The sequence below is a fragment of the Paenibacillus naphthalenovorans genome (assembly GCF_900099895.1).
Taxonomy (GTDB): domain Bacteria; phylum Bacillota; class Bacilli; order Paenibacillales; family NBRC-103111; genus Paenibacillus_G; species Paenibacillus_G naphthalenovorans.
On sequence record NZ_FNDY01000003.1, the window covers coordinates 183841 to 208290 of the forward strand.

The following is a 24450-nucleotide window of genomic DNA, read 5'->3' on the forward strand; positions in this document are numbered from 1 at the left end:
GCCGTCGCCAAGCCGAATTGTATAGGCTTAGGGGGTAAGAGCGGTTATGTCTGCAAATAAGCATCATGTGACGATAAAAGGCGTAAAAGACGGACTCGTATTTTTGCTTGACGATACCTGCGAGTTCTCTGATGTCCTAGCGGAATTAAAACACAAGCTGGAAAAAACGCATCAACAGATTTTGACCGGGCCGATCATTCATGTGCATGTGAAGCTGGGAAGCCGCGCGGTAACGGAAGAGCAGAAAGAACAGGTACGCAGCATCATCAGCTGCAGAGGCAACCTGCTGGTCCAATCGGTCGAAACGCAGGACCCGTCGCTGGAAAGAACGGAACCGGACCCGGGGAACGTCAAATTGGTAAGGGGAATGGTACGATCGGGACAGACGCTTTCGCATGAAGGGAATATTTTGTTCTTAGGAGACGTGAACCCGGGCGGAACCATTCTCAGCTCGGGAAGCATCTATATTATGGGCTCGCTGCGCGGTATGGCGCATGCGGGCGTGGACGGGGATGAGAAGGCTGTCATCGCAGCTTCTCATATGCGGCCTACGCAGCTTAGAATTGCAGGAATTATCAGCCGTCCCCCGGATGAGTGGGATCTTAGCGACAGCTTCGATACTTATATGGAGTTCGCTTATGTAAAAGACGGTAAAATGGAGATCGACAAAATCCATCACTTGTACAAGTTCGGGTTATTTGGGCGCACTTGAAGGATAAGGAGAGGAACCTATGGGAGACGCAATCGTCATTACTTCAGGCAAGGGGGGCGTTGGCAAAACGACGACGTCCGCCAATATCGGGACGGCTTTGGCGCTGCAGGGGAAGAAGGTCGTGATGGTGGATACGGACATCGGTCTCCGCAACCTCGATGTGGTCATGGGTCTCGAAAACCGGATCATTTATGATTTGATCGACGTGGCCGAAGGCCGCTGCCGTCTGCCGCAAGCTTTGGTGAAAGACAAGCGGTTTGACGAGCTTTATATGCTGCCTGCGGCACAGACAAAGGATAAGCATGCGGTATCGCCCGACGCGGTGAGACAAATTGTACTGGAGCTCAAACGCGATTTCGATTATGTGATTATCGACTGTCCGGCAGGTATCGAGCAGGGCTTCAAGAACGCAGTGGCAGGGGCCGACAAAGCGATCGTCGTGACTACGCCGGAAAACGCCGCCGTACGGGACGCAGACCGGATTATCGGGCTGCTTGAGAAAGAGCCGAATGTGGAGTCGCCGAAGCTCGTCATCAACCGGATTCGCCCGAACATGGTCAAAAAAGGGGAAATGCTCGATATCGATGAGATCTGTTCCGTGCTGGCCATCGACCTGTTGGGCATCGTGCCTGACGATGAATATGTCATTAAAACGGCGAATATCGGAGAGCCTACGGTCATGAACCCGAACTCGCGCGCCGCTATTGCCTACCGGAACATTGCACGCCGTATTCTTGGAGATTCCGTTCCGCTGATGCCTATGGAAGAAAAAACCGGTGTCTTCACTCGAATGAAAAAGTTTCTTGGGATAGGATGACGCAAGGTGCTGCACAAACTAAAAAAAATCGACTTCACCATCGTGCTTATCCTTATTTCTTTCATGGTGATCAGTACGCTTCTGCTTTATAGCGCGACGAGATATAATCACTCCGAAGTATTCGACCCTGTGAAGCTGACGGTGATCTATATTATTTCGCTTACCGCCTTTTTCGTTACGACCCTTTTGGATTACAGAGTGTTGGCGAAAATCTGGTATTATTTATATGGTATCGGAATTTTTCTGTTGGTTGCCGTTTATTTCTTCGGCGCCAGAATTAACGGAGCAAGAGGCTGGTTCAAGCTGCCGTTTGGACTTGATTTTCAGCCGGTCGAGCTCGTGAAGATCATTTTGATCATTAGTTTAGCGGCTTTTATGGCGCGCAACAAGGGGGAGACGCTGGGATTGACTCAGGATGTCCTCCCGATCCTCCTGCTCGGCATACTGCCCATTGGCTTGGTCGTCATTCAGCCGGACCTGGGTAATGCGATAATATTGGGCGTTATCCTGCTCGGCATGATTTGGATCGGCAACATCCGTTGGACGCACGGTGTTATTGGCGGGGGCTTGATTGTCGGGTTCGCTTATCTGTTTTTATATTTATTCAAGCTGTACCACGATCCCCTGAAGGAATTCCTTGTGGCCAAAGGCATATCCACGCACTGGATGCCGAGGATTCTTACCTTAATCGATCCTTCCGCCGCGACCAACGATGCGAAATATCATGTGGACAATGCGATTCGCGCCATTGGCTCCGGATCCTTGGTAGGGGAAAGCTATCTGCAGGGAACATCCATTCACAGCGGGTTTATTCCCGTTGCCTATACGGATTCCATCTTTGTAGTGGTAGGAGAAGAGTTCGGTTTTGTCGGCTCTTCGATTTTGCTGCTTATGTATTTTGTCCTGATTTACCGCATGATTCTGATTTGTCTTTATTGTAATAATTATACCGGCTCATACATGATTATCGGCATTGTCTCCATGCTGGTCTATCAAGTGTTCCAGAATGTCGGAATGATGATCGGCATTATGCCGCTCACGGGAATTACGCTTCCCTTCATCAGCTACGGGGGCACCTCGCTGCTGATTAATATGGTCGCGATGGGATTGGTGATGAGCGTCCGTCTGCATGACGATAAACTGCTCGATGAGGAATGATGCGGCATCGGCAAATTCGGAAGTAAAGGGACTTTGCGGCAAGTGGTCCGCCAAGTCCTTTTGGCATGCCGTCATCATCGCTAATTCTAAAAGCAGGGTGGGGAGCCGTGTTCACGGCGCCTCATCCTTTTTCATTATAAGGTGCGGAAAAGGACCGCAAACCTTCTTGCTGCCGAGTGCCGTTGGAACTCGTATATTTGCGGGTACAAGCTCATAGGATGGAATAGGCAAGCTCTTGCGGCAAGGGGGAGTATTGGGATGGAGACGAGGAAAAACGTTCGCGAGCGGCGGATGGAAAAAATCCGTAAGCTTCAGGAAGGCGGTCCGCGCCGTAGGTATGGGGGGCCGGAACCTTCTTATATGGAATTTCCGGCCGAGAGGAGCTTAAATGGGCCGGAAATGGATTGGGGCAGGGCGATAGAACATCGGCATGATCCCGAGGTGGAATGGAAGCGCAAGCTGCAGCGGGAGTGGTCGCGGTATGAGCATTCCTACGAAGAAAACGGCGGAGGCCCGTCAGAGCCTCGGACAAACCGTTTGGCCGTCCGAATCATGCTGAGCGGTGTTTTATTTGCTTTGGTGTGGGGCATGTTTCAAGTGGAGCACCCGTTGGCTAATAAAGGAAAAGAAGTGGTAACGGGCGCGCTGACGGAGTCGATCGACACAGCCTTCCTCTCCGCTTGGTATGAGGTTACGTTCGGCAGCGTACCGTCCTTCCTGCCCGTATTCGATTCGTCAAAGCATCAGGATGCGCAGAAAGTGTCCGCTGGCTCCAGGCATTATTTCCCTCCTGTCCAGGGGAAATTGATCGCTGCCTTTACTCCCGTTCAAGGAGGAGTACTTGTAGAGGCAAAGACGGGAACCCCGGTATCGGCTCTGGACACGGGGCTCGTTACCTTTGCGGGGCTGAGGGAGGATACGGGGTTTACGGTCGTTCTTCGCCACTCGTCAGGCATGGAATCGGTCTATGGGCAGCTGGAGCAGGGGAAAGTGAAAGTCGGGGATTGGATCAAAGGAGGAGAAACGATCGGAACGGTATCCCCGCCGCGGCAGGGACAATCGTCCGGATCGCTTTATTTTGCCGTTTCAAAAGACGGCAATCCTGTCGATCCGACGGACGTGGTCCCTTTTGATTAGGGGAAAAAGGCTGTCCTGGAATGTCTGGTACGGGGTCAAATACCGTTTTCACCCGCTCTTTTCCATCATGCTGCTGATCTCCGTGCTGACGGGATATTTTATCGAAACAGCTACCTTATTCGGCATCGTATTTATTCATGAAATGGGCCATGTCGTTGCCGCCAAAAGCTTCGGCTGGCGTGTGAAGGAAGTACAGCTTCTGCCTTTCGGCGGGGTGGCGGTAGTAGAGGAGCCGGGCGGCGTACCCGCCGTCCAGGATCTGGTTGTTGCCTTGGCCGGACCTCTGCAGAACCTTTGGATGATGCTGGTCGCGGTTGTGCTTACGGCTTATGGCCTGCTCCCGGCGGAATGGGGAGCCTATTTTGTCAAAGCGAATCTGCTTATTGCGCTTTTTAATCTTCTGCCGGTGCTGCCGCTGGACGGCGGGAAGGTCATGCAGACACTGGTCGGATTATGGCTGCCCTACCAAAAGACGCTGCAGGTTGCCGCCGTAGCCAGCCTGCTGCTCAGTGTGCTGCTGATCGCCGCATCCGCCTTTCATTTGTCGACGGAGCAGGGCGGCATTCAGCTCAACTGGCTGATGATTGGTTTATTTTTATGCTTCTCGAATTGGTACGAGTTACGGGGACTTCCTTACCGGTTCATGCGTTTTTTGGTTCACAGGGAGTCGCGGCTCAAAAAAGCATGGGTGCAGGGGGCCCCCGCCGGACCGATTGTGGTTCACGGCCGGCGCAAAGTGGCGGACGTGGTGCGTTTGTTTATGCGGGATCGCTATCATTTGATTTATGTGCTTGACGATCACGGGTATATCAGCCATGTTTTACCCGAACGTACGCTGCTCGAATCTTATTTTGACGAGACAAAAAGAGGAAGGGCGGTTTCCGAGCTTTTCGTCTGAGGAATATGGTACAATAAGGCCGAGGTGTTGCTGGACATGAAACGGATATGGGTCAATAGCGATGATGAGCATACCGAGGTCGCCGTTCTGGAGAGCGGCAAGCTGATGGAATATTATAAAGGAAAGCGGAATCAGGGCCAGCTGGCCGGCAACATTTATATCGGGCTGGTCGTCCGGGTGCTGCAGGGCATGCAGTCGGCCTTTGTCGATGTCGGCCTTGAGAAGAACGGATTCCTGTATATCGACGATGTATTGCCGGCCCATATGGACAGGCAGCCGAAGGAAAAGCCGTCCATTCATGATTTGGTCAAGGAAGGACAGCAAATTATGGTACAAGTCGTCAAGGAACCTGTCGGAAATAAAGGTGCCAAGGTGACGACGCACTATTCCATCCCGGGCCGTTACGGGGTGTACATGCCGCATGCCGATTATATCGGCGTCTCACGCAAGATTGAAAACCCGGCGGACAGGGACCGGCTGAAACGGATAGCGGAGCGGCATTTACAACCTGGCGAAGGCTTTGTCGTACGGACGGCGGCTCTCAGGGAATCGGAAGAAGCGCTTGCCGCCGACCTGATCGAGCTGCGCGGACGCTACCGCCAGCTGGAGGAAGCCGCCAAGCTGGACGCGCCGGCGCCGCGTTTGCTATACAGCGATTTGGAGATGCTTCCCAGACTCATTCGCGATTTGTTCCGGGACGATGTTCAGGAGCTCATTGTGACCTCCGAACGAACGCTGCAGGAAATTCGCGGACTGATTCCCGCCGGTTCTTCAGGGCTTGCGGACAGAGTGAAGCTGCAGTCGGCAACGGATCGGTCCATCGGGGAATCGGTTGCCAGGCAGCTGGAGAACGGGTTGAAACGCAAGGTATGGCTGGATAACGGGGGGTATTTGATTATAGACCGGACAGAAGCGCTGACCGTATTTGATGTGAATACGGGGAAATATACCGGAACGATCGATTTGGAGCGCACGGTGTTCGATACGAACATGGAGGCGGCGCGGGAAATTGCCCGGCTCCTGCGGCTGAGAGATATCGGGGGACTGATCATCATTGATTTTATCGATATGGAAACGGACGATTACCGGCAAGCGGTGCTTGAAGAGCTCATTCGGGAAACGAGGAAGGACCGTACCAAAACGGTGGTTGTCGGCTGGACTAGGCTTGGTCTTGTTGAACTGACCCGCAAAAAGGTCCGCGACAGCATGGAAACGACAGCGCCGGAGCCGTGTTCGGCTTGCGGCGGCAGCGGCTTTGCCGATTTCATAAAATAGGCGTTGCATTGAAAGACCGTTATGTGATAAGATATTTTAGTGTGTTGCTATAGCATGCTGTAACCGCGCGAAGCGGGTCATGAAGCATAAGGCCTTAAAGGTCTTATCACCTGGCTTTAGGCGAGTCTGAGACATGGGGAGGTGCAACAATGTACGCAATTATTGAAACAGGTGGAAAGCAGTACAAGGTTCAGGAAGGCGATGTTGTATACGTCGAGAAGCTGAACGCAGGCGAAGGCGAAGCGGTGAAATTTGACCGTGTGCTGGCCGTTTCCAAAGATAGCGGTTTGGTGGTTGGCGCTCCGCTGGTTTCCGGCGCTTCGGTTTCCGGGAAAGTGGAGAAGCACGGCAAAGGCGAGAAAATCATCGTTTACAAGTATAAAGCGAAGAAAAACTATCGCCGCAAGCAAGGTCATCGTCAACCTTACACGAAAGTTGTCATCGAGAAGATCGAGGCGTAAGAAACCGTGATTCGGATCGAGATTTATCGTGGACAGGACGGACGGATTGAACGCTTTAGCGTGGAAGGTCATGCAGAGTATGACGAACCCGGTAAGGATATTGTCTGTGCCGGTGTCTCTGCCGTTACTGTCGGGGCGGTAAATGCCGTTGAAGCTTTAACGGGACACGTGCTGGGCACCGATATGGAGCATGGTTTGCTTCTGGTGACCATTCCCAAAGAGCTGGAAGCGGAAATTGACGCAAAGATGCAGCTACTGCTGGAAGGTATGGTAGTCATGCTGCAAACCATAGAACAATCGTATGGCGCATATATAGCAATAACATATCATTGAAGTAAGGAGGTAGTCAGACATGTTGCAATTAAATCTTCAGTTGTTCGCATCCAAGAAGGGTGTAGGTTCCACGAAGAACGGCCGTGACAGTATTGCGAAGCGTCTTGGCGTGAAGCGTGCCGACGGGCAAAAGGTAACGGCAGGCAGCATCCTGGTGCGTCAACGCGGAACGAAAATTCACCCGGGCAACAATGTGGGTATCGGCTCCGACGATACGCTTTTTGCAAAGGTTGAAGGCATTGTGAAATTCGAGCGTTATGGCCGCGACCGCAAGAAAGTGAGCGTCTACCCTGTGACGACTGCTCCGGTAGCCGCCGCGGTAGAAGTGTAAATTACCCGTCAACGACCAAAACCCTGGCGATCGATGTTCGCCGGGGTTTTTCTGCTTCTGAAACGGATTTGTTGCCGGGGACTGAGTCGTCGGATGAAGGTCCGGTTTGAACGGTTTGGACAATAGGATGAGTTTTGATGGCCGAAATGATATACTGTATGGATGAAGGATGAACCGGAAACGGAGAGATAAAGGCATGACATTGGAACCTCAAGGCCGTACCTCTATAACCGATCCCTTGAATGACGATCCGGACCAGCGTATACTTCGTTTGTTTAACCACTACCGTCACGATTGGATGAACGATATTCAAATTCTCATGGGATACGTGCAGTTAAAAAAGTATGATAAATTATCACCGTTAATGGAGAAAATAAAAGCGAAAGTACAACAGGAAAGCTATATTTCCAAGCTGGGAATTCCCCATCTGATCCTGCATCTGCTGACATTTCAAGCCGAGGTGAAGGAGCTTGCGCTTGACATCCGGTTAGAAGAAGAAGTTCACCTTTCGGAGTTGGAGTATCCGGAGGCATCCGCCGAAGAGATTATTGCGGTGCTTGATGCATTTAAAGAAGAGGCGACAGCTTCAATGGAAGATGAAAGCTTTCTTGTTCTTCGTCTAAGCCGCGAAGGGCAGCGGCTGCTGCTGACGGCTGTATATGAAGGAGCTTACATCAACGAGCGCATAGCACAAAAGGAAGCGCAGCTAAATGCCAAACGGCTGGCTGAAGGCGGTTCAAAGCTCGAGGCGCAAAATGGGGAACGTAAGATCGTATGGAAGCTTTATTGGACCTACGCGGATGTGATACATAAAGAGGGTGACTGTGATGTTTGTTGATAAGGCCAAGATTTATGTGAAGGGCGGCGACGGAGGCGACGGATTGGTTGCTTTCCGGAGGGAAAAGTACGTTCCGGAAGGCGGTCCCGCAGGAGGCGACGGAGGCGACGGAGGCGACGTCATTTTTCGTGTTGATGAGGGACTTCGTACCTTGGTTGATTTTCGCTATCAAAAGCATTTTAAAGCGCAGCGCGGCGAAAAAGGCCGCAACAAAAGCCAGCACGGAGCGAATGCGGAGGATCTGATTGTACGAGTGCCTCCGGGCACCGTTGTTATCGATGATGATACGCAGGAAATCATCGCCGATCTGACGCGGCACGGCCAAGAGGTCGTTGTTGCCAAAGGAGGACGCGGCGGCCGTGGGAATACCCGCTTTGCGACGGCGAACAATACGGCTCCCGAAATCGCTGAGAACGGTGAGGAAGGCGAAGAGCGCTGGGTGGTGCTGGAGCTCAAGGTAATGGCCGACGTGGGCCTGGTAGGCTTTCCGAGCGTGGGGAAATCGACCCTGTTATCCGTTGTATCCGGGGCCAAGCCGAAGATCGGGGCGTACCATTTTACGACGCTTACGCCAAATTTGGGCGTTGTCGAGGTCGGGGACGGACGCAGTTTTGTGATGGCCGATCTTCCGGGCCTTATCGAAGGGGCGCACGAAGGCGTCGGCCTGGGGCACGAATTTTTGCGTCATGTCGAGCGCACCCGCATCATCGTCCATGTCGTGGATATGGCGGGTACGGAAGGCCGCGATCCTTTCGAGGATTGGGAAAAAATCAACGGTGAGCTGAAACTTTATAACGCCAAGCTGGAAGAACGCCCTCAGATCATTGCAGCCAATAAAATGGATATGCCCGGTGCGGAGGAGCATTTGGCCGAGTTTAAGCGGCGGCTTGCCGAAACGGGCCGTGATGTGACGATATGCCCGATCTCGGCTATAGCGAAAAGCGGTGTGCAGGAATTGCTGTATAAAGTGGCCGACCAGCTGGAAACGATTCCTGAAATGCCTCTGGTGGAAGAATTGGCTGACTTATCGGAGCGTAAGGTATATCGGCTGGAAAGGGAAGAAGGGGAAGACTTTACCATTCGCCGGGATAACGAGGCTTTTGTTATTGAAAGTCCAAGTATAGAGAAACTGATCAAACGGACCAACTTCAGCACTCATGAATCCGTTATGCGATTTGCCCGTATTTTAAGAAAGAAAGGGATCGACGCAGCACTTCGCGAACGCGGCGCCAAGGATGGTCAAACGATCCGAATCGGTGATTATGAATTTGAGTTCGTGGAGCAGGAATAGGATGACCGATAGCGAACTTGCCGCCAACACCAATCTTTCATGTCACAAACATGTTAGGTTGGTGTTTTTTATTGTGAATAAACACGTACATTAATATTTAGAATTGAATCTAATGTTCGTCAATAAACAGAAATAAGTAGTAAAATATGAATCATTAAAATATTCATCAAGAAAAACATGAACTTTTTTTCGGGAAACCTATTGAACTTTCTGTTTTCCGATTGTATAGTATAACCATGTAATTAATCTTTACACAAACTAGACAAAAAGAGAGAAAACAAGGTAAAATTATGGGAGGTAGAGTGGAGTGGATCTAAAAAACTTTCGCAAGGCAGGTCATTTCCCAAGTTTATTGTCATCATTCCTCTATTTTGATGTCAGTTTTATGATTTGGGTTCTTTGCGGGGCGCTTTCGCTGTACATTACTAAGGATTTTAACCTGACGGATGCCCAGAAAGCGACGATGGTCGCCATTCCGACGCTCGGCGGCTCCCTGTTCCGGATTCCGATGGGGATTCTGGCCGATCGGATCGGCTCCCGGAAAGCAGGCATCATCGGGATGGTGCTGACGATCATTCCGCTTCTGTGGGGTTGGCTTGGCGGCACAAGCTTCAGCCAGCTGCAAGCTCTGGGCTTTCTTCTGGGTATTGCGGGAGCAAGCTTCGCCGTATCCCTCTCTCTGGCCAGCCGCTGGTATCCGCCGCAGTATCAAGGGCTTGCGATGGGAATCGCCGGAGCAGGCAACAGCGGTACGGCACTGGCAACCTTCTTTGGACCGCAGCTGGCGGCCTCGTACGGTTGGCACAACGTATTCGGAATGGCGATCATTCCGCTTGTTCTCGTACTGATCGCATTTACCCTGATGGCAAAGGACAGTCCGAATCAGCCGGAACCCAAAAAGCTTAAGGATTATTTAGCCGCCTTCAAATATGCCGACACCTGGTGGTTTTGCGTATTCTATGCCGTTACGTTCGGAGGATTCGTCGGATTTTCCAGTTATTTCAGCATTTTCTTTTACGATGTGTACGGGGATCAAACGGTACAGGGCGGAATTACCCGGGTGGAAGTCGGCTATCTTGTGACGATTACGGTCATTGCCGGCAGCTTCTTCCGGCCGGTCGGAGGCTATATCGCCGACCGTATTGGCGGCATGCGCTTCATGCTGGGGTTGTATTCGGCCGTGGCGCTCTGCGCTTTCGCCATCTCGACAATGCCGGGCTCCTTTATGGTTATGCTGGTATTGACAAGTATTATGATGGCATGCCTGGGCATGGGCAACGGCTCGCTGTTCCAGATCGTGCCTCAACGCTTTCCTAAAGAAATCGGAGTGGTGACGGGGATCATAGGGGCAGCGGGCGGTTTGGGCGGATTCTTGCTGCCCAACAACATATTGGGTCCGTTAAAGCAGGCGACGGGAACACACGTGACCGGCTTTATCGTGGTGGCTTCCATCGTACTGGTCGTTACGCTTGTGTTTTACGCGGTGACCCGCAGCTGGAGGAAGTCCTGGGCTACGACGGACTCGGGCGTCAATTTTTAATCGAAAGCTACTTAGGTGAACGATAAGGTGCGTGAAAGAACGATGAGCGAATTTCTGAGGCATTTTCAAAAGAGGCAGGCTGCTTTGGCATCCAGAGAAAAACCGGTCAAAACCGAATGCCCTTACTGCAGTGTGCAATGCACGATGAATCTGCATGAGGAAAAGTCGATCATGGTAAGCCGCTATTCGGTCACCCCGAACAAGGAGGATCCGGTTACGGACGGCAGGCTCTGCGTCAAGGGGTTGAACGCGCATGTGCATGCGACCCACGACCGGAGGCTGCGATACCCGATGATCCGGATCGGCGGTACGCTCAGTCCTGTATCCTGGGATCAGGCGCTGGAGAGGGTGAAAGCGGAAATCGAAGGCATAAGACAGCAGTACGGTAACGATGCCATTGGCGTCTATGGCGGCGGTTCATTATCAAATGAAGAAAGCTATTTGCTGGGGAAATTCGCGCGGGTCGCATTGCAGACCAAATATATCGATTACAACGGCCGCTTCTGCATGTCGGCGGCCGCCGGGGCGTCGAACCTCACCTTCGGTGTGGATCGCGGGCTGACGAATCCGCTGTCGGAGGTGCCGTTAGCCAAATGCATTATTCTGGCGGGCACGAACATTGCCGAATGCCAACCGACGATTATGCCGTATTTTCGCAAGGCAAGGCAGGAGGGCTGTAAAATCATCGTGATCGATCCGCGGGAAACGGCAACCTGCTCCATTGCGGATCTTCATCTAAAGATCAAACCCGGCTACGATGCGGCCCTTGTGAACGGGCTGCTCAAGGTCATTGTGGAGGAAGGGTATGTCGATCATGCTTTTGTGAAGGAGCGGACGAACGGGTTTGCGGAGCTCGCGGATCATTTGATGCAGGTTTCCCTGGACGAGGTTGCCGAGCTTACCGGGATTCCTTCCCGGCTGATTGTCGAAGCGGCCCGGATGTACGGGCAGGCGGAGACGGGGATGGTTTTCACGGCGCGGGGCGTAGAGCAGCATGCCAGCGGAGTCGCCAACGTCAGAAATTTCCTCAACCTGGTGCTGCTGACGGGAAAAATCGGAAAGCCCGGCTGCGGGTATGGAGCGATTACAGGTCAGGCCAACGGACAAGGAGGACGCGAGCATGGTCAGAAGGCGGACCAGCTTCCGGGCTACCGCTTGATAGAAAATCCCGAACACCGGGCTTACATTGCCAAGGTTTGGGGAATCCCGGAAGAAGAGCTGCCCCGTCAAGGGGTGTCCGCCTATGAAATGATGGAGGCGATTGACCGGGGAGAGATCAAGGGCCTGATTGTTCTTGCGTCCAATCCGGTCGTATCGAATCCGAACAGTCATTTGGTCGAACGGGCGCTGAAAAAGCTCAAATTTTTGCTTGTTATCGATCTGTTCGAAACGGAAACGGCAAGGCATGCGCATATGCTGCTGCCGGGTTCTTCCTATCTGGAGGATGAAGGCACCATCACACAGTTGGAGGGCAGGGTCATGGTGCGTCGGGCGATCAGGCCGCTGCCCGGCGAAGCGCGGTTGGATTGGAAAATTCTTTGTGACATCGCGGAGGTTCTCGGTAAGGGGCCATATTTCCGGTACGCAAGTGTCGAGGATATTTTTAACGAGCTGAGACTGGCCTCCAAAGGAGGAAAAGCGGATTATTACGGGATGACCTACGATCGGATCGAGAAGGAAAGCGGGATATTCTGGCCGTGTCCGGAGAAGGCGCATCCGGGGACGCCCCGGCTGTTCGAACGGCGCTTTGCACATGAAGACGGCCGGGCGCGGCTTGCACCCATAGCGCATCAGAGCCCGAAAGAACCAGCCAGCAGGAAATATCCTTTTCTGCTGACGACAGGCCGGGTGCTGCAGCATTATTTATCCGGTGTACAGACCCGCAGCACGCCGGAGCTGAACTCCAGATATCCCGAGCCGCTGCTGGAGATTCATCCCCAAACGGCGGGGGAGATCGGACTGATCAATGGCGGCCATGCCAAGGTAGCCTCGAAGCGGGGGGAGATCCGGCTCAAAGTGAAATATTCCGCCAAAATCCGTCAGGACACCGTGTTTGTCGCTTTTCATTGGGGTGATGATCTGAGCATTAATCGGCTGACTAATCCGGCGCTTGATCCGGCCTGCCGCATGCCGGAGTTCAAAGTATGCGCGGTAAACATTATGCCGGGTTAATTTGTAGGCGCGTCTTCACGCGCTCTTTTCCATTTTTGTTTAGACTTTCCCGGGGGAGGAGACCATCATGAAGCAATGGATTAAAACGGTAGGCACCGGAAAAACGGGTTCAAGGCATTTAACCTACGACGAGGCGGTAGCCGCCGCTCATGCCATCGCCCGCGGCGAGTCTACGGATGCGCAAACGGCGGCCTTCCTGATGGCCATGCGGATGAAGGGCGAGGCGGATGAGGAGATGATGGGTTTCATCGATGTGTTTCGCAAATATTCCCTGCCGTACCGTTCTTTTTCGCATTCGTTGAACTGTGCCGGACCTTACGATGGAAGGGTGTACTTTCCCGTGACGATCCCTGTCAGTTTGCTGCTGGCATCCGTCGGGTTCCCGCAGGTGCTGCACGGCAGCGATTCACTCCCTCCGAAGCTCGGGCAATCGTTGAAAGAGCTTCTTGAAGGCTTGGGGATTCGGGTCGGACTGCAGGCGAAGGAGTGGGAAATGATCTTTATGAGCATCAATATCGGATTTATATGGACCGACCTGATCTGTCCGCCCTTTGGCCGCGTAAGGCATGTGAGGGAGCAGATGGGGCTCAGAACCTTTTTCAATACAGTGGAGAAAGTGATCAATCCGGTGCATTCGCTCAATATCATTATCGGAGTCAATCATAAGACGGCGATTGATCATCTGATCCATCTGCTGCCGAAATCGGGCTTCGAGACCGCCTACATTGTGCAAGGTATGGAGGGATCCGAGGATTTGCCCATCTACAAGAACAGCTCCATCCGTAAAGTAACGCCTTGGGGCGATGAAGCGAGCACGATCGATCCGGCCACCTTCGGCTTTCACGGGGTCCCGCTTGAAAAATGCGGCAAAGAGCGGCAGCTTCAGCTGTTGACCCGAATCGTACAAGGAGACGATTCCCCGGAAATTGCCAATGAGCGGGATCATGTGATCTTTAATGCCGGACTTCGTTTGTATTGGTTCGATAAGGTGGGATCGTATGAGGAAGGCTTTCAGCTCGCACGATCGCTGCTGCAGCGCAAGGAAGCGCAGAAGCTGCTGGACAAATGGCGCGATTTAAGCAGCCGAAGCGACTATGGAGGACGGCTTCAGGCGAACGGATGAATAAAGTGAATCGGACGCTGTAGTGCTTGATTTGCCGGGCCTGCGGCCCGGCTTTGTCAAGAGGCTTACACTACGGCAAGCCAAGCCCGGCCGTTTCGGAAGCGCACCTCCACCGGCATCTCGTAGAAGTCGGATAGCGTACCGTCGGTAAGCAGCTTCCCGGTTTCTCCGGCTGCGAACATCTCACCGCGGCGCAGCAGGAGGACGTGGGTGAAGACGGGCAGAATTTCCTCCGTATGATGCGTGACATAGAGCATGGTAGGGGCATCAGGCCGCTCCGCCAGGCCCGCAATGCTCGACAGTAGCTGCTCCCGTGCAAAGAGATCGAGTCCGTTACAGGGTTCGTCGAGAATCAGCAGCCGTGGATTGGCCATCAATGCACGGGCGATCAACAGCTTCTGCTTCTCCCCTTGGGAGCACGTTTGGTATGTCCGGTCCCACAGATGGGAGCAGCCCAGCCGCTTCATCAGCTCCGAGGCTTGTTCATAGTCCTTCTCGTCGGGTTTATCGTATAAACCGATGGTGGCGTATTTGCCGCTCAGTACAACGACCTGCGCTTTATCGCTAGCGTATAGTTTTTCCTGGAGCGAGGAACTGACCCAGCCGATCGATTTGCGCATCTCCCGCAGATCGACGGACCCGTACGTTTCCCCAAGAATGCTGATGACGCCTGTGGTTGGCCACAAATAGCCTGTAATCATATTCAGCAGCGTTGTTTTACCGGAGCCGTTGAGCCCGAGCAAAGCCCAATGCTCTCCTTTGCGGACCTTCCATTCGATGCCGCTCAGCAGCGTTTTGTCGTCCCGGCGGTAGCTGAGATTTTTCACTTCAATCGTATAGGCCGTATTCACAACTGTTTTTCTCCTCTCTTCTTGTCCGATGTTCTCCCTCAAGCGCTTTTACTTTATTCAAGCAGCGGCCGGGCTCTTTTTCAAGCCGCCGCCTGCTCACACCTGCTGCGGGTCCGCCAGTTCGGTCCAGTGAACCGTTGCCTTTCCGTCTCCGTCATAACCGGCCGTTCCAACCCACACATGACGGCTTGGACCCCGTTCTAAATAATGCTCCAGCAAACGATGAAAAATAAAAGGGATTTCGCGGTTCAGCACCTGTTCGCGGGGGATCCAATGGAGTTCCCCTTCTTCCGTCAGGCCCACGTCGCGCCGCAGGGCGCTGGCTGTATAAATAAACTGCTGCCGGACCTCCTTCTGGTTCAGTCGAAGCAGGATGTACTGCAGCCTGAGGTCGGCGATATCTTCGGGAAGCAGTCCCGTCTCCTCGTGAATTTCTCTGAGGATGGCGGCTTGAGGGTCATTGATTTCCTCCGGCTCCAAATGTCCTCCGACTGCGGCCCACAGACCTGGTGAAAGGGTGCGTGTCAGTGACCTTTTCATCATCAGCAAATCATTATCGTGAAAAAGAAGCGCAGTAGCGATCATGCGGGCTCGAATCAATCCGGCTCTCTCCTTTTGGCGCATTTATACTTCTTTACCAATTTATCATATTTTACATGGGAAAGCCTATTGCCCGAACACTGCTTTTTACGTTATAATGTCCACTAGGTAAAAACAATCGTCTTTATAGAGAGGACTGTTACCGTGCCGGACAAACATGTCGCAGAGGAAAAGACGGATGGCGTCGAGCGTTATTTCTTGGTGCGCGAGGATATTTTGCCGGAGGCGCTGATCAAGACGGTGCAAGCCAAGGAGCTTCTGGCCCGCGGAGAAGTGAAGACGATTCACGAAGCGGTGGAGCAGGTCGAGCTGAGCCGGAGCGCCTTCTATAAATACAAGGATGGCATTTACCCGTTAAGCAAGCTCGACCGTGAGCGGATCGTCACGATCTCCATGGATTTGGAACACCGTTCGGGTATTTTGTCCCGGGTTCTTGCCCTAATTGCGGGACTCGAGGGCAATGTGCTGACGATTCACCAGACGATTCCGCTTCAAGGAGTGGCCAATGTGGTCATTTCCGTGGAAACGTCCATGATGGGCGAGAATGTCGCTTTTCTGCTTGACAAGCTGCGGAGCCAGGAAGGCGTCAGCCGCGCCGCGGTTGTCGGGCAGGGCTAATGATAAGGAGGAAGCGTATGAAACCGATCAAAGTAGGATTACTTGGTCTCGGTACCGTAGGAACCGGGGTCGTTCGCATTGTAGAAAACCATCAGCACGATCTGCTCAGCCAGTCAGGGTCTCCGATTGAAATCGCTAAAATATTGGTGCAGAATAAAAACAAGACCCGCAATATCAGCGTGTCTTCGGATATACTGACGGAAAATCCGTGGGATGTGGTCGAAAACCCGGAAATCGACGTCATTGTTGAAGTCATGGGCGGCATTGAGCTGTCGAAGAAGCTTATTCTGACCGCCCTTGATCACGGCAAGCATATCGTTACGGCCAATAAGGATTTGATGGCGCTGCACGGGCCGGAGATCTTGGCGAGGGCGGCGGAAAAACGATGCGACGTGTTCTATGAAGCGAGCGTAGCCGGAGGCATTCCGATTATCCGTACGCTGGTCGAGGGCTTTACGTCCGACCGGATTACGAAGATCATGGGAATTGTCAACGGTACGACCAACTATATTTTGACGAAAATGAGCCAGGAAGGCGCGGCTTATGAGGATGTGCTTAAGGAGGCACAGCAGCTCGGGTATGCCGAGGCTGATCCGACCTCCGACGTGGAAGGATTCGATGCCGCAAGGAAAATGACCATTCTGAGCACACTCGGCTTCCGGGCGAACGTGGCGCTCTCCGATGTAGAAGTAAGAGGCATTTCGAAGGTAAGCAAGGAAGATATTGCCTATGGCAAGCGTCTCGGTTATGAAGTGAAGCTGCTCGGCATTGCCGAGCGTCAGGACGACGCTATCAGCATCAGCGTGCAGCCGACCATGGTCAAGCATTCGCATCCGCTCGCATCGGTTAATGGCGTATTTAACGCCGTATACGTGTACGGTGAAGCGGTAGGCGAAACAATGTTTTACGGCCCGGGCGCAGGCGAAATGCCGACGGCGACCTCGGTGGTGGCCGATCTTGTGGCGGTCGTCCGGAATTTGAATCTCGGGATCAACGGCCGCCGCGGATTCGTCCCTTACAAAGAAAAGAAGCTCAAAACCGACGAACAGATCGTCTCGAAAAACTTTATCCTGCTCCATGTAGAGGATAAGGCGGGCGTATTGGCGCAAATTACCCAGGTGTTCGCCGAATACGAAGTCAGCCTGGAGTCGGTGCTGCAGCACCCGAATCGCACGAATTCGCTGGCTGAAATTATTGTCATTACCCACGACGCCAACAAAGCCGCTATGACTAAAGTGCTGAAGCGGTTCGAGTCGATGGACGTCGTTCAAGCGATCAAGAGCGTATATCGGGTTGAAGGCTAATCATTTTTTAAGATACGTTGGACTGCTGCGAAAGTATAGCGCGGGAGAGCCGATGATCAGCAAAGGCTTTTGAAGCGGCGGATGGAAGCGATTCGGAAGCCGAAAGGGTAGGAGCGATTAAGAAATGGAGAACAGCAGCAGGAAAGTACTCGTTAAGGTGCCGGCCAGCACGGCGAATCTGGGCCCCGGCTTCGATACGCTGGGCATGGCGCTGGACTTGTATGCATGGATTGAGATGGGCTTTGCCGAACAAACCGTCATTGAGTTCTTCGGTGATCAGGTCAAGGGTGTGCCGGCGGATAAGAGCAACCTTATCTATAAGGTGGCGCAGATGGTGTTCGAGCGGGCCGGTGTAAGCCACCCGGAGCTGTACATCGGCATGTACAGCGAAATTCCGTTGACACGCGGCCTCGGCAGCAGCGCATCGGCCATTGTGGGGGCGCTCGCTGCGGCCAACGCGCTCATCGGCAGTCCGCTGTCCGATGACGAGCTGTTTCAAATGGCGACGGGCTTGGAGCAGCACCCCGACAACGTCGGGGCGTCGCTGTTCGGCGGACTTGTCGTCGCCTTCTGGGACGGCACGCGGGCGGAGCACATTCGCGTGGAACCGCACGGACAGCTGGAAGTGCTGGTCGCCATCCCTCACTTCCAACTGTCGACGGAAAAGGCGCGGGGCGTACTGCCGCGCAAGCAGAGCCTCGAGAATGCCGTTTTCAACGTCGGCCATTCGTCGCTGCTTGTCGCCGCCCTGTGCACCGGGCGGCTCGATATGATCGCATGCGCCATGAAGGACGCGCTGCATCAGCCTTACCGGGCGGCTCTTGTGCCCGGTCTGGGTCAAATTCTCGACGAAGCGACGGACCGCGGCGCCTTGGGCGTGGCTCTTAGCGGCGCGGGTCCGACGATCCTCGCGCTCGTTGACCGGAGAAGCTCCCGCAAAGCGGAGCTGGAGCGGTTCATGGTGGACACGCTGAAGAAGGAGGGGATCGACGCCACGACCATGTGGCTGAACCCGGACAAGCACGGTGTACAAGTGCACCCGTTGACACCTGAAGATGAAAGGTGTACATTACTGGAAAAGATAAAAGGAGAGGTCCGTGCATGAAGCGAGTATCCCTCCTGGGTCCAGGCACGTTCACCGAGGAATCCGCCCATTACTTTCTCGGCAAAGACGGGTTTGAATATGTGAACTGCAAGCTGATCGCCGATGTATTCCGCGCGACCGTGGACGGAACGACCGATTTCAGCGTCATTCCGATCGAGAATACCTTCGAGGGCTCGGTCAGCCTGCATGTGGATTGGCTGGTCCATGATGTGGACCTGCCGATTCAAGCGGAATGGGTATACCCGATATCCATTAATCTGCTTTCCATTCCTGCTGTGGAGAATGAGCCTGACGCATTCGAGAAGGGCTGCGGCCGGATCCGCAAAATCTATTCACACGGTGTGACGCTGGCCCAGTGTCAAAAGTTTTTGCGTGAGCATCTGCCGCATGTGGAGCTGGAGCAGGTCGGCAGCAACGGCGAAGCCGCCAGGCTGGTGAGGGAGCTGAATGACCCGGCTATAGCGGCGCTGGCTCCTCAGGCCGCGGGCGAGCTGTACCGTTTGCAGACGCTTGCCGCAGGCGTACAGGATCATCAGAACAACTACACCCGGTTCGTACTGATCGGCCGCGAGAAGCCGGTCATGAAAACATCGGCCGGCTGCAAAACGACAATCCTCGTGACGCTGCCCGAGGATTACCCGGGCGCACTGCACCAGGTGCTGTCCGCGTTTGCCTGGAGACGGATCAACTTGTCCAAAATCGAGTCGCGTCCAACCAAGAAAAAGCTGGGGAATTATTTTTTTTATATCGACATTGAGGCTTCTATGGACTCCGTATTGCTCCCGGCAGCGCTTCAAGAAATTGAAGCGATCGGCTGTCAGGTGCGCATCCTGGGTTGTTACCCGACTTACTCCTATGAGCCCGAAACTTCGGAGGTGTAATCAGACGTGGCGCAAGTCATCTACCTAAATGGGGAATACGTCAACAAAGAAGACGCGAAAGTATCGGTTTACGATCATGGTTTTTTGTATGGCGACGGCATTTTTGAAGGGATTCGGATTTACAACGGGAACATTTTTAAATGCAAGGAGCATCTGGACCGGTTGTATGACTCGGCCAAATCGATCATGCTCGACATTCCTTTGAAGCAGGACGAGATGCAGGCCGTTCTCGCGGAAACGATTCGCCGCAACGGGCTGCGGGACGGATATATTCGTCTGGTGGTTTCCCGGGGTCCCGGGGACCTGGGACTTGACCCGAGACGCTCGCCCAAAGCGAATGTAATCATCATTGTGGAACAGCTGTCGATTTATCCGGAAGAAGCTTATGTGAACGGTCTGAAAACGGTATCCGTCTCGACACGGCGCAACGTTCCGGATGCGCTCAACCCGAAGATCAAATCGCTGAACTACCTGAACAACATTTTGGTCAAAATCCAGGCGAACCTGGCCGGCGTAGGCGAAGCGATCATGCTCAATTCCCAAGGTTATGTGGCCGAAGGTTCATCGGACAATATCTTCATCGTGAAGCGCGGCGTTGTATATACTCCGCCTTGCTATTGCGGTGCGCTGGAAGGCATTACGCGTGGCGCCATTATCGAAATTTGCGGCAAATTGGGGTATACGGTCAAAGAAGAGCCGTTCACCCTGCATGACGTCTATGTGGCGGACGAGGTGTTCTTTACCGGTACAGCGGCGGAGGTCATCGCGGTTCGCGAAGTCGATGCCCGCATCATCGGCGAAGGCAAAGCCGGTCCAATCACCACCCACCTGCTGAAGGAATTCCGCAAGCTGGTCGAGATTGACGGCCTGAAGGTTTACGAATAATGGATAAGCGAGGACCCGTCTAAGACGGGTTCTTTTTGTTATCCCGGAAAAAGCCGCGATTTTTTCTGGAATTTGATGGTCAAATGCCCACTTTGCTGCATAAACTGTAATATCATTTTGTTTCGCATCGTTTGCGTGCGGCGAGACACAGCGGACGTTACCCGAACGATCATACTTCCGCAAAATTTGAAGGAGGTTTATGCAGTGAAGATTCATATCGTAAAAAAAGGCGACTCTCTCTATGAGATCGCTCAAAAGTACCATGTCGAGCTCGACAAGCTGATTGCGGCTAATCCGCACATCCCTGACCCGAACGTGCTTGACATCGGCACGAAGGTGAAAATCCCTGCTTCGCCGAAATCGATTACGCCGCCGACGGATTATTTGTATAAACACATCGCCGTGCAGGGGGATTCGCTCTGGAAGTTGGGTAAAGCGTGGGGTATTCCGCTGGCAGATATGATCGCCGCCAACCCGCAGCTCAAAAACCCTAATGTTTTGATGACAGGCGAAGCCATTTATATTCCGAAGCTGAGTGCGGCCCCGTCACAGAAGCTGAGTACGGGCGTCAAACCGAAAGCGGACACGTCTCAGATTATTCCCGAAGCTCCGCTTCCGGTGGAAGAACCGCCGGCAGCGGAGCAGGAGGCAGAAAAGCCGAGCATAGAGATTCAGCAGGAGCCTTCCAAGGAGCAGCCGAATGTGCTCCAGGCGGAAAAGACTCCCGAACAGCCTAACGTAGAGATACAGCAGCAGCCTTCCAAGGAGCAGCCGAATGTGCCGCACATTCAGTCGGCCCCGCAGTGGCCTTATGTGGAGAAACAGAAGGAGACTTCGAAAGAGCAGCCGAATGTACCGCACATCCAGGCGATCCCGCAGATACCGAACGTGGGAATACAGCAGGAGCCTACGAAAGAACAGCCGAGTGTGCCGCACATCCAGTCGGTTCCGCAGTGGCCGAACGTAGGGATATTGCAAGAGCCTTCGAAAGAGCAGCCGAATATACAGCACATCCAGTCGGTCCCGCAGTGGCCTAACGTGGGAATACAGCAGGAGCCTTCGAAGGAACAGCCGAATGTGCCGCACATCCAGTCGATCCCGCAGTGGCCGAACATAGGTATACAGCAGGTGCCCTCGTATGAGCAGCCGAATGTGCCGTACCTCCAGTCGATTCCGCAGTGGCCGAACGTAGGTATACAGCAGGTGCCCTCGTATGAGCAGCCGAATGTGCCGTACCTCCAGGCGATTCCGCAGTGGCCGAATGTGGGTATACAGCAGGTGCCCTCGTATGAGCAGCCGAATGTGCCGTACCTCCAGTCGATTCCGCAGTGGCCGAATGTGGGGATACAGCAGGTGTCCTCGTATGAACAGCCGAATGTGCCGTATATCCAGTCGGCCCCGCAGTGGCCGAATGTGGGGATACAGCAGGAGCCTTCCAAGGAGCAGCCGAATGTGTCGTACATTCAGTCGGCCCCGCAGTGGCCGAACGTAGGTATACAGCAGGAGCCTTCCAAGGAGCAGCCGAATGTGCCGTACATCCAGTCGGCCCCGCAGTGGCCGAACGTAGGCATACAGCAGGAGCCTTCCAAGGAGCAGCCGAATGTGCCGTACATTCAGTCGGCCCCGCAGTGGCCGAACGTAGGTATACAGCAGGAGTCTTCCAAGGAGCAGCCGAATGTGCCGTATATCCAGTCGGCCCCGCAGTGGCCGAACGTAGGCATACAGCAGGAGTCTTCAAACGAGCAGCCGAATGTTTCTCCATTTGACGCCATTCCGCAAATCCCTTACTTGGGCGTCCAGCAAGCGCCAGCCATACAGCTTTCCAATATCTCGCCCTCTTTTGGGGTTCCGCAGTGGCCGAATACAGCGCATGCACTGACGGCAGTGGAGAGCAATGAGCCGTTCGGGTTACATGAGGCTGTCTTGCCTCATTACACGGTGCCGCAATCGGATTGGCAGACGGGGATTCATTCGGGAGCGGGGAACCTGCCGCCTTCTTCCGATTTGTTTCAGCAATATCATGTGCCGGCGACGGAAGTCATGGCTCACGATACGGAATCGTCCAAAAGCAAAGGAAAAGAAGAAGAATGGAAGCAGCCGGAGCACCTGCCGTTGCCGCCCGTGCATACAATGCCGACGGCCGAATCGCTTCCTGCGCTGCCGAATCTGCCTTCAAGCGCGGAGATCCCGTATTATACTCCCCATGCGCCTCTTCCTTCATTTCCTTACGTGGAAGGACCGCATTTGGGAGGAGGTTGCGGATGCGGCAAGGGTCAGCCTCAACTTCCCTACGCGTTGCCTTTGGCGGCAGGCTATCCCGGTATTCCTACGGCGGGAGATCCGTTCTTATCGTATCCGATTCATCCTTATGGCGTGCCGATAGCGCCTTACGGAACCGGTGGTTATTCTTCATTCGAGCCGTTAGCGGCAGTCAACGCTTATCCGGGAATTTCGCCGTACGCGGACACGGCCGGTCCGGGATCTCCCCTTAATGTACCCTATCCCTGGGGCGGGCAGGACTGGGGCGGGCAGGAGGCTTACGGTTACCATGACCAATCCAAAGGGGATAAGGAAAAATCCCGGGAGGAGAAGGCGGAGGTTTCTCAAACGGGACCTCAGCCGGTTCCCAGGCAGTCCAAAGCCTCTGCGAAACGGAAATCGCCGCGCGTTTCGATCAGCAGTCTGATCAAACGCCATAACCGAAGAACACGGAAAACGGAAACAGTGAGAAAGGCGTCTCCTTGGATAAATAATTAAAATGCAAGGGGGTGTCCCATAAGTCACCGAGGTGACGGGGGTACCCCTTTTTCATTTTTGTAAAACAAAGGCTCTGTTAAAGGTACATGTTGATATTTGATACCTGCCCAAATCTTTATATAATTAACATAGGAACAAGTATTCGGGGGGGTTATAGGTGAGCAAAGCGTTTAGAAACTTGTTAAAATATATCGACAAATTACCACACACCCAAAAAGAGCAAGTCTATCAATGGGTTAAACGCTATGTCGAGCCTTCTTCCTCTGCTGGTGGTCGTTTAATCAATGAAATAAGAGAAACTCGCTTCAAGGAAGGATTTGAATGTCCTCATTGTTCATCAGAACACGTTGTTCGGTTCGGAAAATATAATGGTCGACAACGGTATCGCTGTAAATGTTGTGGCAAAACCTTCACTGACACAACCAATACCGTCTTGTACCGTACCCGAAAAGGCAACGAATGGATTACATTTGTTGATTGTATGTTCAAAGGATATTCCCTGCGAAAATCGGCTGAAGTCGTAGGAGTTACTTGGGTTACACTTTTTTATTGGAGACACAAACTGTTAAACGCCTTGAAACAAATGGATTTTGACCATTTTGAAGGTATCGTTGAAATTGACGAGACCTATTTCCTGTACTCTCAAAAGGGGCAACGTGGCATTACTGACCGTAAACCTCGCAAACGTGGCGGTAAATCCAAGCATAGAGGGATTAGCCACGAACAGGTTTGTGTTCTTGTTGCCAGAGACCGTACAAAAGCAACTGTCTCCAAAGTTGCTTGTATGGGTCGGGTTGTGAAAACTAAGGTTGATAATATGATTGGTTCTAAACTAACTTCTGATAATGTACTCGTTACTGATGCTTGGATAGCTTACAAAACCTATGCAAAAGAAAAAGGTTTAGAGCATTACCGAATTAAATCAAATGACGGTAAGCACGTTATTAAAGGCTTGTATCACATCCAGAATGTAAATGGTCTCCATTCTCGTATGAAACAATGGATAGACCGCTTTAAAGGTGTGGCTACAAAGTATCTTGACAACTACCTTGCGTGGTTCTTGTTTGTAGATAGTCGTAGTAACGAAAGCACTAATCAGCATATTAAAGAATTTCTATTAACATCATTTGTTTATGAAATGACTGACACTTATGACAGTTTGAGGCTATCAAAATTCAATGTGTAATCCTTATTCAATTAACGAAGCGGATTTGCTCAACAAGAAGTCACAATAGGAATGTTCTCCTGCTGTAAAATATAATTAGACGTATTAATGTTCCAGAAAATAAAACAAAAATCAGAGGATTAATATCCATTAGCAGATAAATGTGAATAATGATGATTTATATTTGGGAGGGTATAA

The 24450-nt window shown here is 52.8% G+C and carries 23 protein-coding genes and 1 other annotated feature; of the genes, 21 read left to right on the forward strand and 2 right to left on the reverse strand.

The annotated features are described in order from the left end of the window. Positions 1-46: 46 nt before the first annotated feature. From minC to BLT35_RS04855, 14 genes are all read left to right on the forward strand, one after another. Positions 47-712: a septum site-determining protein MinC gene (gene minC / locus BLT35_RS04790; RefSeq protein ID WP_062409251.1), complete on the forward strand. Its 666-nt coding sequence runs from the start codon at positions 47-49 to the stop codon at positions 710-712. A gap of 19 nt (positions 713-731) precedes the next feature. Next, the gene (minD, locus tag BLT35_RS04795) at positions 732-1529 is read left to right on the forward strand and encodes a septum site-determining protein MinD (RefSeq protein WP_062409250.1); all 798 of its coding nucleotides are present in this window, start codon (positions 732-734) and stop codon (positions 1527-1529) included. Between the two features lie 6 nt (positions 1530-1535). Then, complete coding sequence (locus BLT35_RS04800; protein ID WP_074727152.1) at positions 1536-2687, forward strand: FtsW/RodA/SpoVE family cell cycle protein; 1152 nt, start codon at positions 1536-1538, stop codon at positions 2685-2687. 258 nt (positions 2688-2945) lie between these two features. Then, positions 2946-3824, forward strand: a complete 879-nt coding sequence (locus BLT35_RS04805; protein ID WP_074727153.1) for a M23 family metallopeptidase — start codon at positions 2946-2948, stop codon at positions 3822-3824. Further along, positions 3817-4722 carry a M50 family metallopeptidase gene (locus BLT35_RS04810; protein ID WP_074727154.1) on the forward strand — a complete coding sequence of 302 codons (906 nt, stop codon included), beginning with the start codon at positions 3817-3819 and terminating at the stop codon, positions 4720-4722. The genes BLT35_RS04805 and BLT35_RS04810 overlap by 8 nt, the downstream gene beginning before the upstream one ends. A 36-nt stretch (positions 4723-4758) precedes the next feature. Then, a complete protein-coding gene (locus BLT35_RS04815) occupies positions 4759-5997 on the forward strand; it encodes an Rne/Rng family ribonuclease (protein ID WP_174350156.1) in 1239 nt (412 codons plus the stop codon). A 51-nt stretch (positions 5998-6048) separates the two neighbouring features. Next, positions 6049-6135, forward strand: a sequence feature (ribosomal protein L21 leader region). An 11-nt stretch (positions 6136-6146) separates the two neighbouring features. Next, positions 6147-6458 carry a 50S ribosomal protein L21 gene (gene rplU, locus BLT35_RS04820; RefSeq protein ID WP_054819703.1) on the forward strand — a complete coding sequence of 104 codons (312 nt, stop codon included), beginning with the start codon at positions 6147-6149 and terminating at the stop codon, positions 6456-6458. 6 nt (positions 6459-6464) lie between these two features. Continuing rightward, a complete protein-coding gene (locus BLT35_RS04825) occupies positions 6465-6791 on the forward strand; it encodes a ribosomal-processing cysteine protease Prp (RefSeq protein WP_054819704.1) in 327 nt (108 codons plus the stop codon). 19 nt (positions 6792-6810) lie between these two features. Beyond that, positions 6811-7122 carry a 50S ribosomal protein L27 gene (gene rpmA, locus BLT35_RS04830; protein ID WP_054819705.1) on the forward strand — a complete coding sequence of 104 codons (312 nt, stop codon included), beginning with the start codon at positions 6811-6813 and terminating at the stop codon, positions 7120-7122. A 196-nt stretch (positions 7123-7318) separates the two neighbouring features. Then, on the forward strand, positions 7319-7960 hold the full coding sequence (locus tag BLT35_RS04835) for a Spo0B domain-containing protein (protein WP_254777510.1): 642 nt from the start codon (positions 7319-7321) through the stop codon (positions 7958-7960). After that, a complete protein-coding gene (obgE, locus tag BLT35_RS04840) occupies positions 7950-9251 on the forward strand; it encodes a GTPase ObgE (RefSeq protein WP_074727156.1) in 1302 nt (433 codons plus the stop codon). Before BLT35_RS04835 ends, obgE begins: the two co-directional genes overlap by 11 nt. A gap of 307 nt (positions 9252-9558) precedes the next feature. Then, positions 9559-10791 (forward strand): MFS transporter, encoded by a 1233-nt coding sequence (locus BLT35_RS04845; RefSeq protein ID WP_074727157.1) that lies wholly within the window; start codon positions 9559-9561, stop codon positions 10789-10791. 42 nt (positions 10792-10833) lie between these two features. After that, positions 10834-12963, forward strand: a complete 2130-nt coding sequence (gene nasC / locus BLT35_RS04850; RefSeq protein ID WP_074727216.1) for an assimilatory nitrate reductase catalytic subunit NasC — start codon at positions 10834-10836, stop codon at positions 12961-12963. 67 nt (positions 12964-13030) lie between these two features. Next, positions 13031-14086 carry an anthranilate phosphoribosyltransferase gene (locus BLT35_RS04855; protein WP_054819707.1) on the forward strand — a complete coding sequence of 352 codons (1056 nt, stop codon included), beginning with the start codon at positions 13031-13033 and terminating at the stop codon, positions 14084-14086. Between the two features lie 65 nt (positions 14087-14151). Here BLT35_RS04855 and BLT35_RS04860 read toward each other — a convergent pair whose 3' ends face one another. Further along, complete coding sequence (locus BLT35_RS04860) at positions 14152-14937, reverse strand: ABC transporter ATP-binding protein (protein ID WP_074727158.1); 786 nt, start codon at positions 14935-14937, stop codon at positions 14152-14154. A 96-nt stretch (positions 14938-15033) separates the two neighbouring features. Then, positions 15034-15537 carry an NUDIX domain-containing protein gene (locus BLT35_RS04865; protein WP_074727159.1) on the reverse strand — a complete coding sequence of 168 codons (504 nt, stop codon included), beginning with the start codon at positions 15535-15537 and terminating at the stop codon, positions 15034-15036. A gap of 144 nt (positions 15538-15681) precedes the next feature. Here BLT35_RS04865 and BLT35_RS04870 point away from each other — a divergent pair, with 144 nt between their 5' ends. The 7 genes from BLT35_RS04870 (at position 15682) to BLT35_RS04900 (ending at position 24273) form a co-directional block, all read left to right on the forward strand. Then, positions 15682-16155, forward strand: a complete 474-nt coding sequence (locus BLT35_RS04870; protein WP_054819709.1) for an ACT domain-containing protein — start codon at positions 15682-15684, stop codon at positions 16153-16155. 17 nt (positions 16156-16172) lie between these two features. Beyond that, positions 16173-17459 (forward strand): homoserine dehydrogenase, encoded by a 1287-nt coding sequence (locus BLT35_RS04875; protein ID WP_062409245.1) that lies wholly within the window; start codon positions 16173-16175, stop codon positions 17457-17459. 124 nt (positions 17460-17583) lie between these two features. Next, on the forward strand, positions 17584-18564 hold the full coding sequence (gene thrB, locus BLT35_RS04880) for a homoserine kinase (protein WP_074727160.1): 981 nt from the start codon (positions 17584-17586) through the stop codon (positions 18562-18564). Continuing rightward, entirely contained in the window at positions 18561-19445 is an 885-nt protein-coding gene (pheA, locus tag BLT35_RS04885) for a prephenate dehydratase (RefSeq protein WP_074727161.1), read from the forward strand. Before thrB ends, pheA begins: the two co-directional genes overlap by 4 nt. Before the next feature lie 6 nt (positions 19446-19451). Further along, entirely contained in the window at positions 19452-20330 is an 879-nt protein-coding gene (gene ilvE, locus BLT35_RS04890) for a branched-chain-amino-acid transaminase (protein WP_062409242.1), read from the forward strand. A gap of 204 nt (positions 20331-20534) precedes the next feature. Beyond that, positions 20535-23087 (forward strand): LysM peptidoglycan-binding domain-containing protein, encoded by a 2553-nt coding sequence (locus BLT35_RS04895; RefSeq protein WP_074727162.1) that lies wholly within the window; start codon positions 20535-20537, stop codon positions 23085-23087. Between the two features lie 157 nt (positions 23088-23244). Then, entirely contained in the window at positions 23245-24273 is a 1029-nt protein-coding gene (locus tag BLT35_RS04900) for an IS1595-like element ISPana1 family transposase (protein ID WP_074727163.1), read from the forward strand. The last annotated feature ends 177 nt before the right edge of the window (positions 24274-24450 follow it).

Bases quoted from the DNA above. Each gene is read 5' to 3' on its own strand.
- minC (WP_062409251.1), top strand. From the start codon at position 47: ATGTCTGCAAATAAGCATCATGTGACGATAAAAGGCGTAAAAGACGGA.
- BLT35_RS04835 (WP_254777510.1), top strand. From the start codon at position 7,319: ATGACATTGGAACCTCAAGGCCGTACCTCTATAACCGATCCCTTGAAT.
- rplU (WP_054819703.1), top strand. From the start codon at position 6,147: ATGTACGCAATTATTGAAACAGGTGGAAAGCAGTACAAGGTTCAGGAA.
- minD (WP_062409250.1), top strand. From the start codon at position 732: ATGGGAGACGCAATCGTCATTACTTCAGGCAAGGGGGGCGTTGGCAAA.
- BLT35_RS04875 (WP_062409245.1), top strand. From the start codon at position 16,173: ATGAAACCGATCAAAGTAGGATTACTTGGTCTCGGTACCGTAGGAACC.
- BLT35_RS04855 (WP_054819707.1), top strand. From the start codon at position 13,031: ATGAAGCAATGGATTAAAACGGTAGGCACCGGAAAAACGGGTTCAAGG.
- BLT35_RS04815 (WP_174350156.1), top strand. From the start codon at position 4,759: ATGAAACGGATATGGGTCAATAGCGATGATGAGCATACCGAGGTCGCC.
- rpmA (WP_054819705.1), top strand. From the start codon at position 6,811: ATGTTGCAATTAAATCTTCAGTTGTTCGCATCCAAGAAGGGTGTAGGT.
- thrB (WP_074727160.1), top strand. From the start codon at position 17,584: ATGGAGAACAGCAGCAGGAAAGTACTCGTTAAGGTGCCGGCCAGCACG.
- obgE (WP_074727156.1), top strand. From the start codon at position 7,950: ATGTTTGTTGATAAGGCCAAGATTTATGTGAAGGGCGGCGACGGAGGC.
- BLT35_RS04805 (WP_074727153.1), top strand. From the start codon at position 2,946: ATGGAGACGAGGAAAAACGTTCGCGAGCGGCGGATGGAAAAAATCCGT.
- nasC (WP_074727216.1), top strand. From the start codon at position 10,834: ATGAGCGAATTTCTGAGGCATTTTCAAAAGAGGCAGGCTGCTTTGGCA.
- pheA (WP_074727161.1), top strand. From the start codon at position 18,561: ATGAAGCGAGTATCCCTCCTGGGTCCAGGCACGTTCACCGAGGAATCC.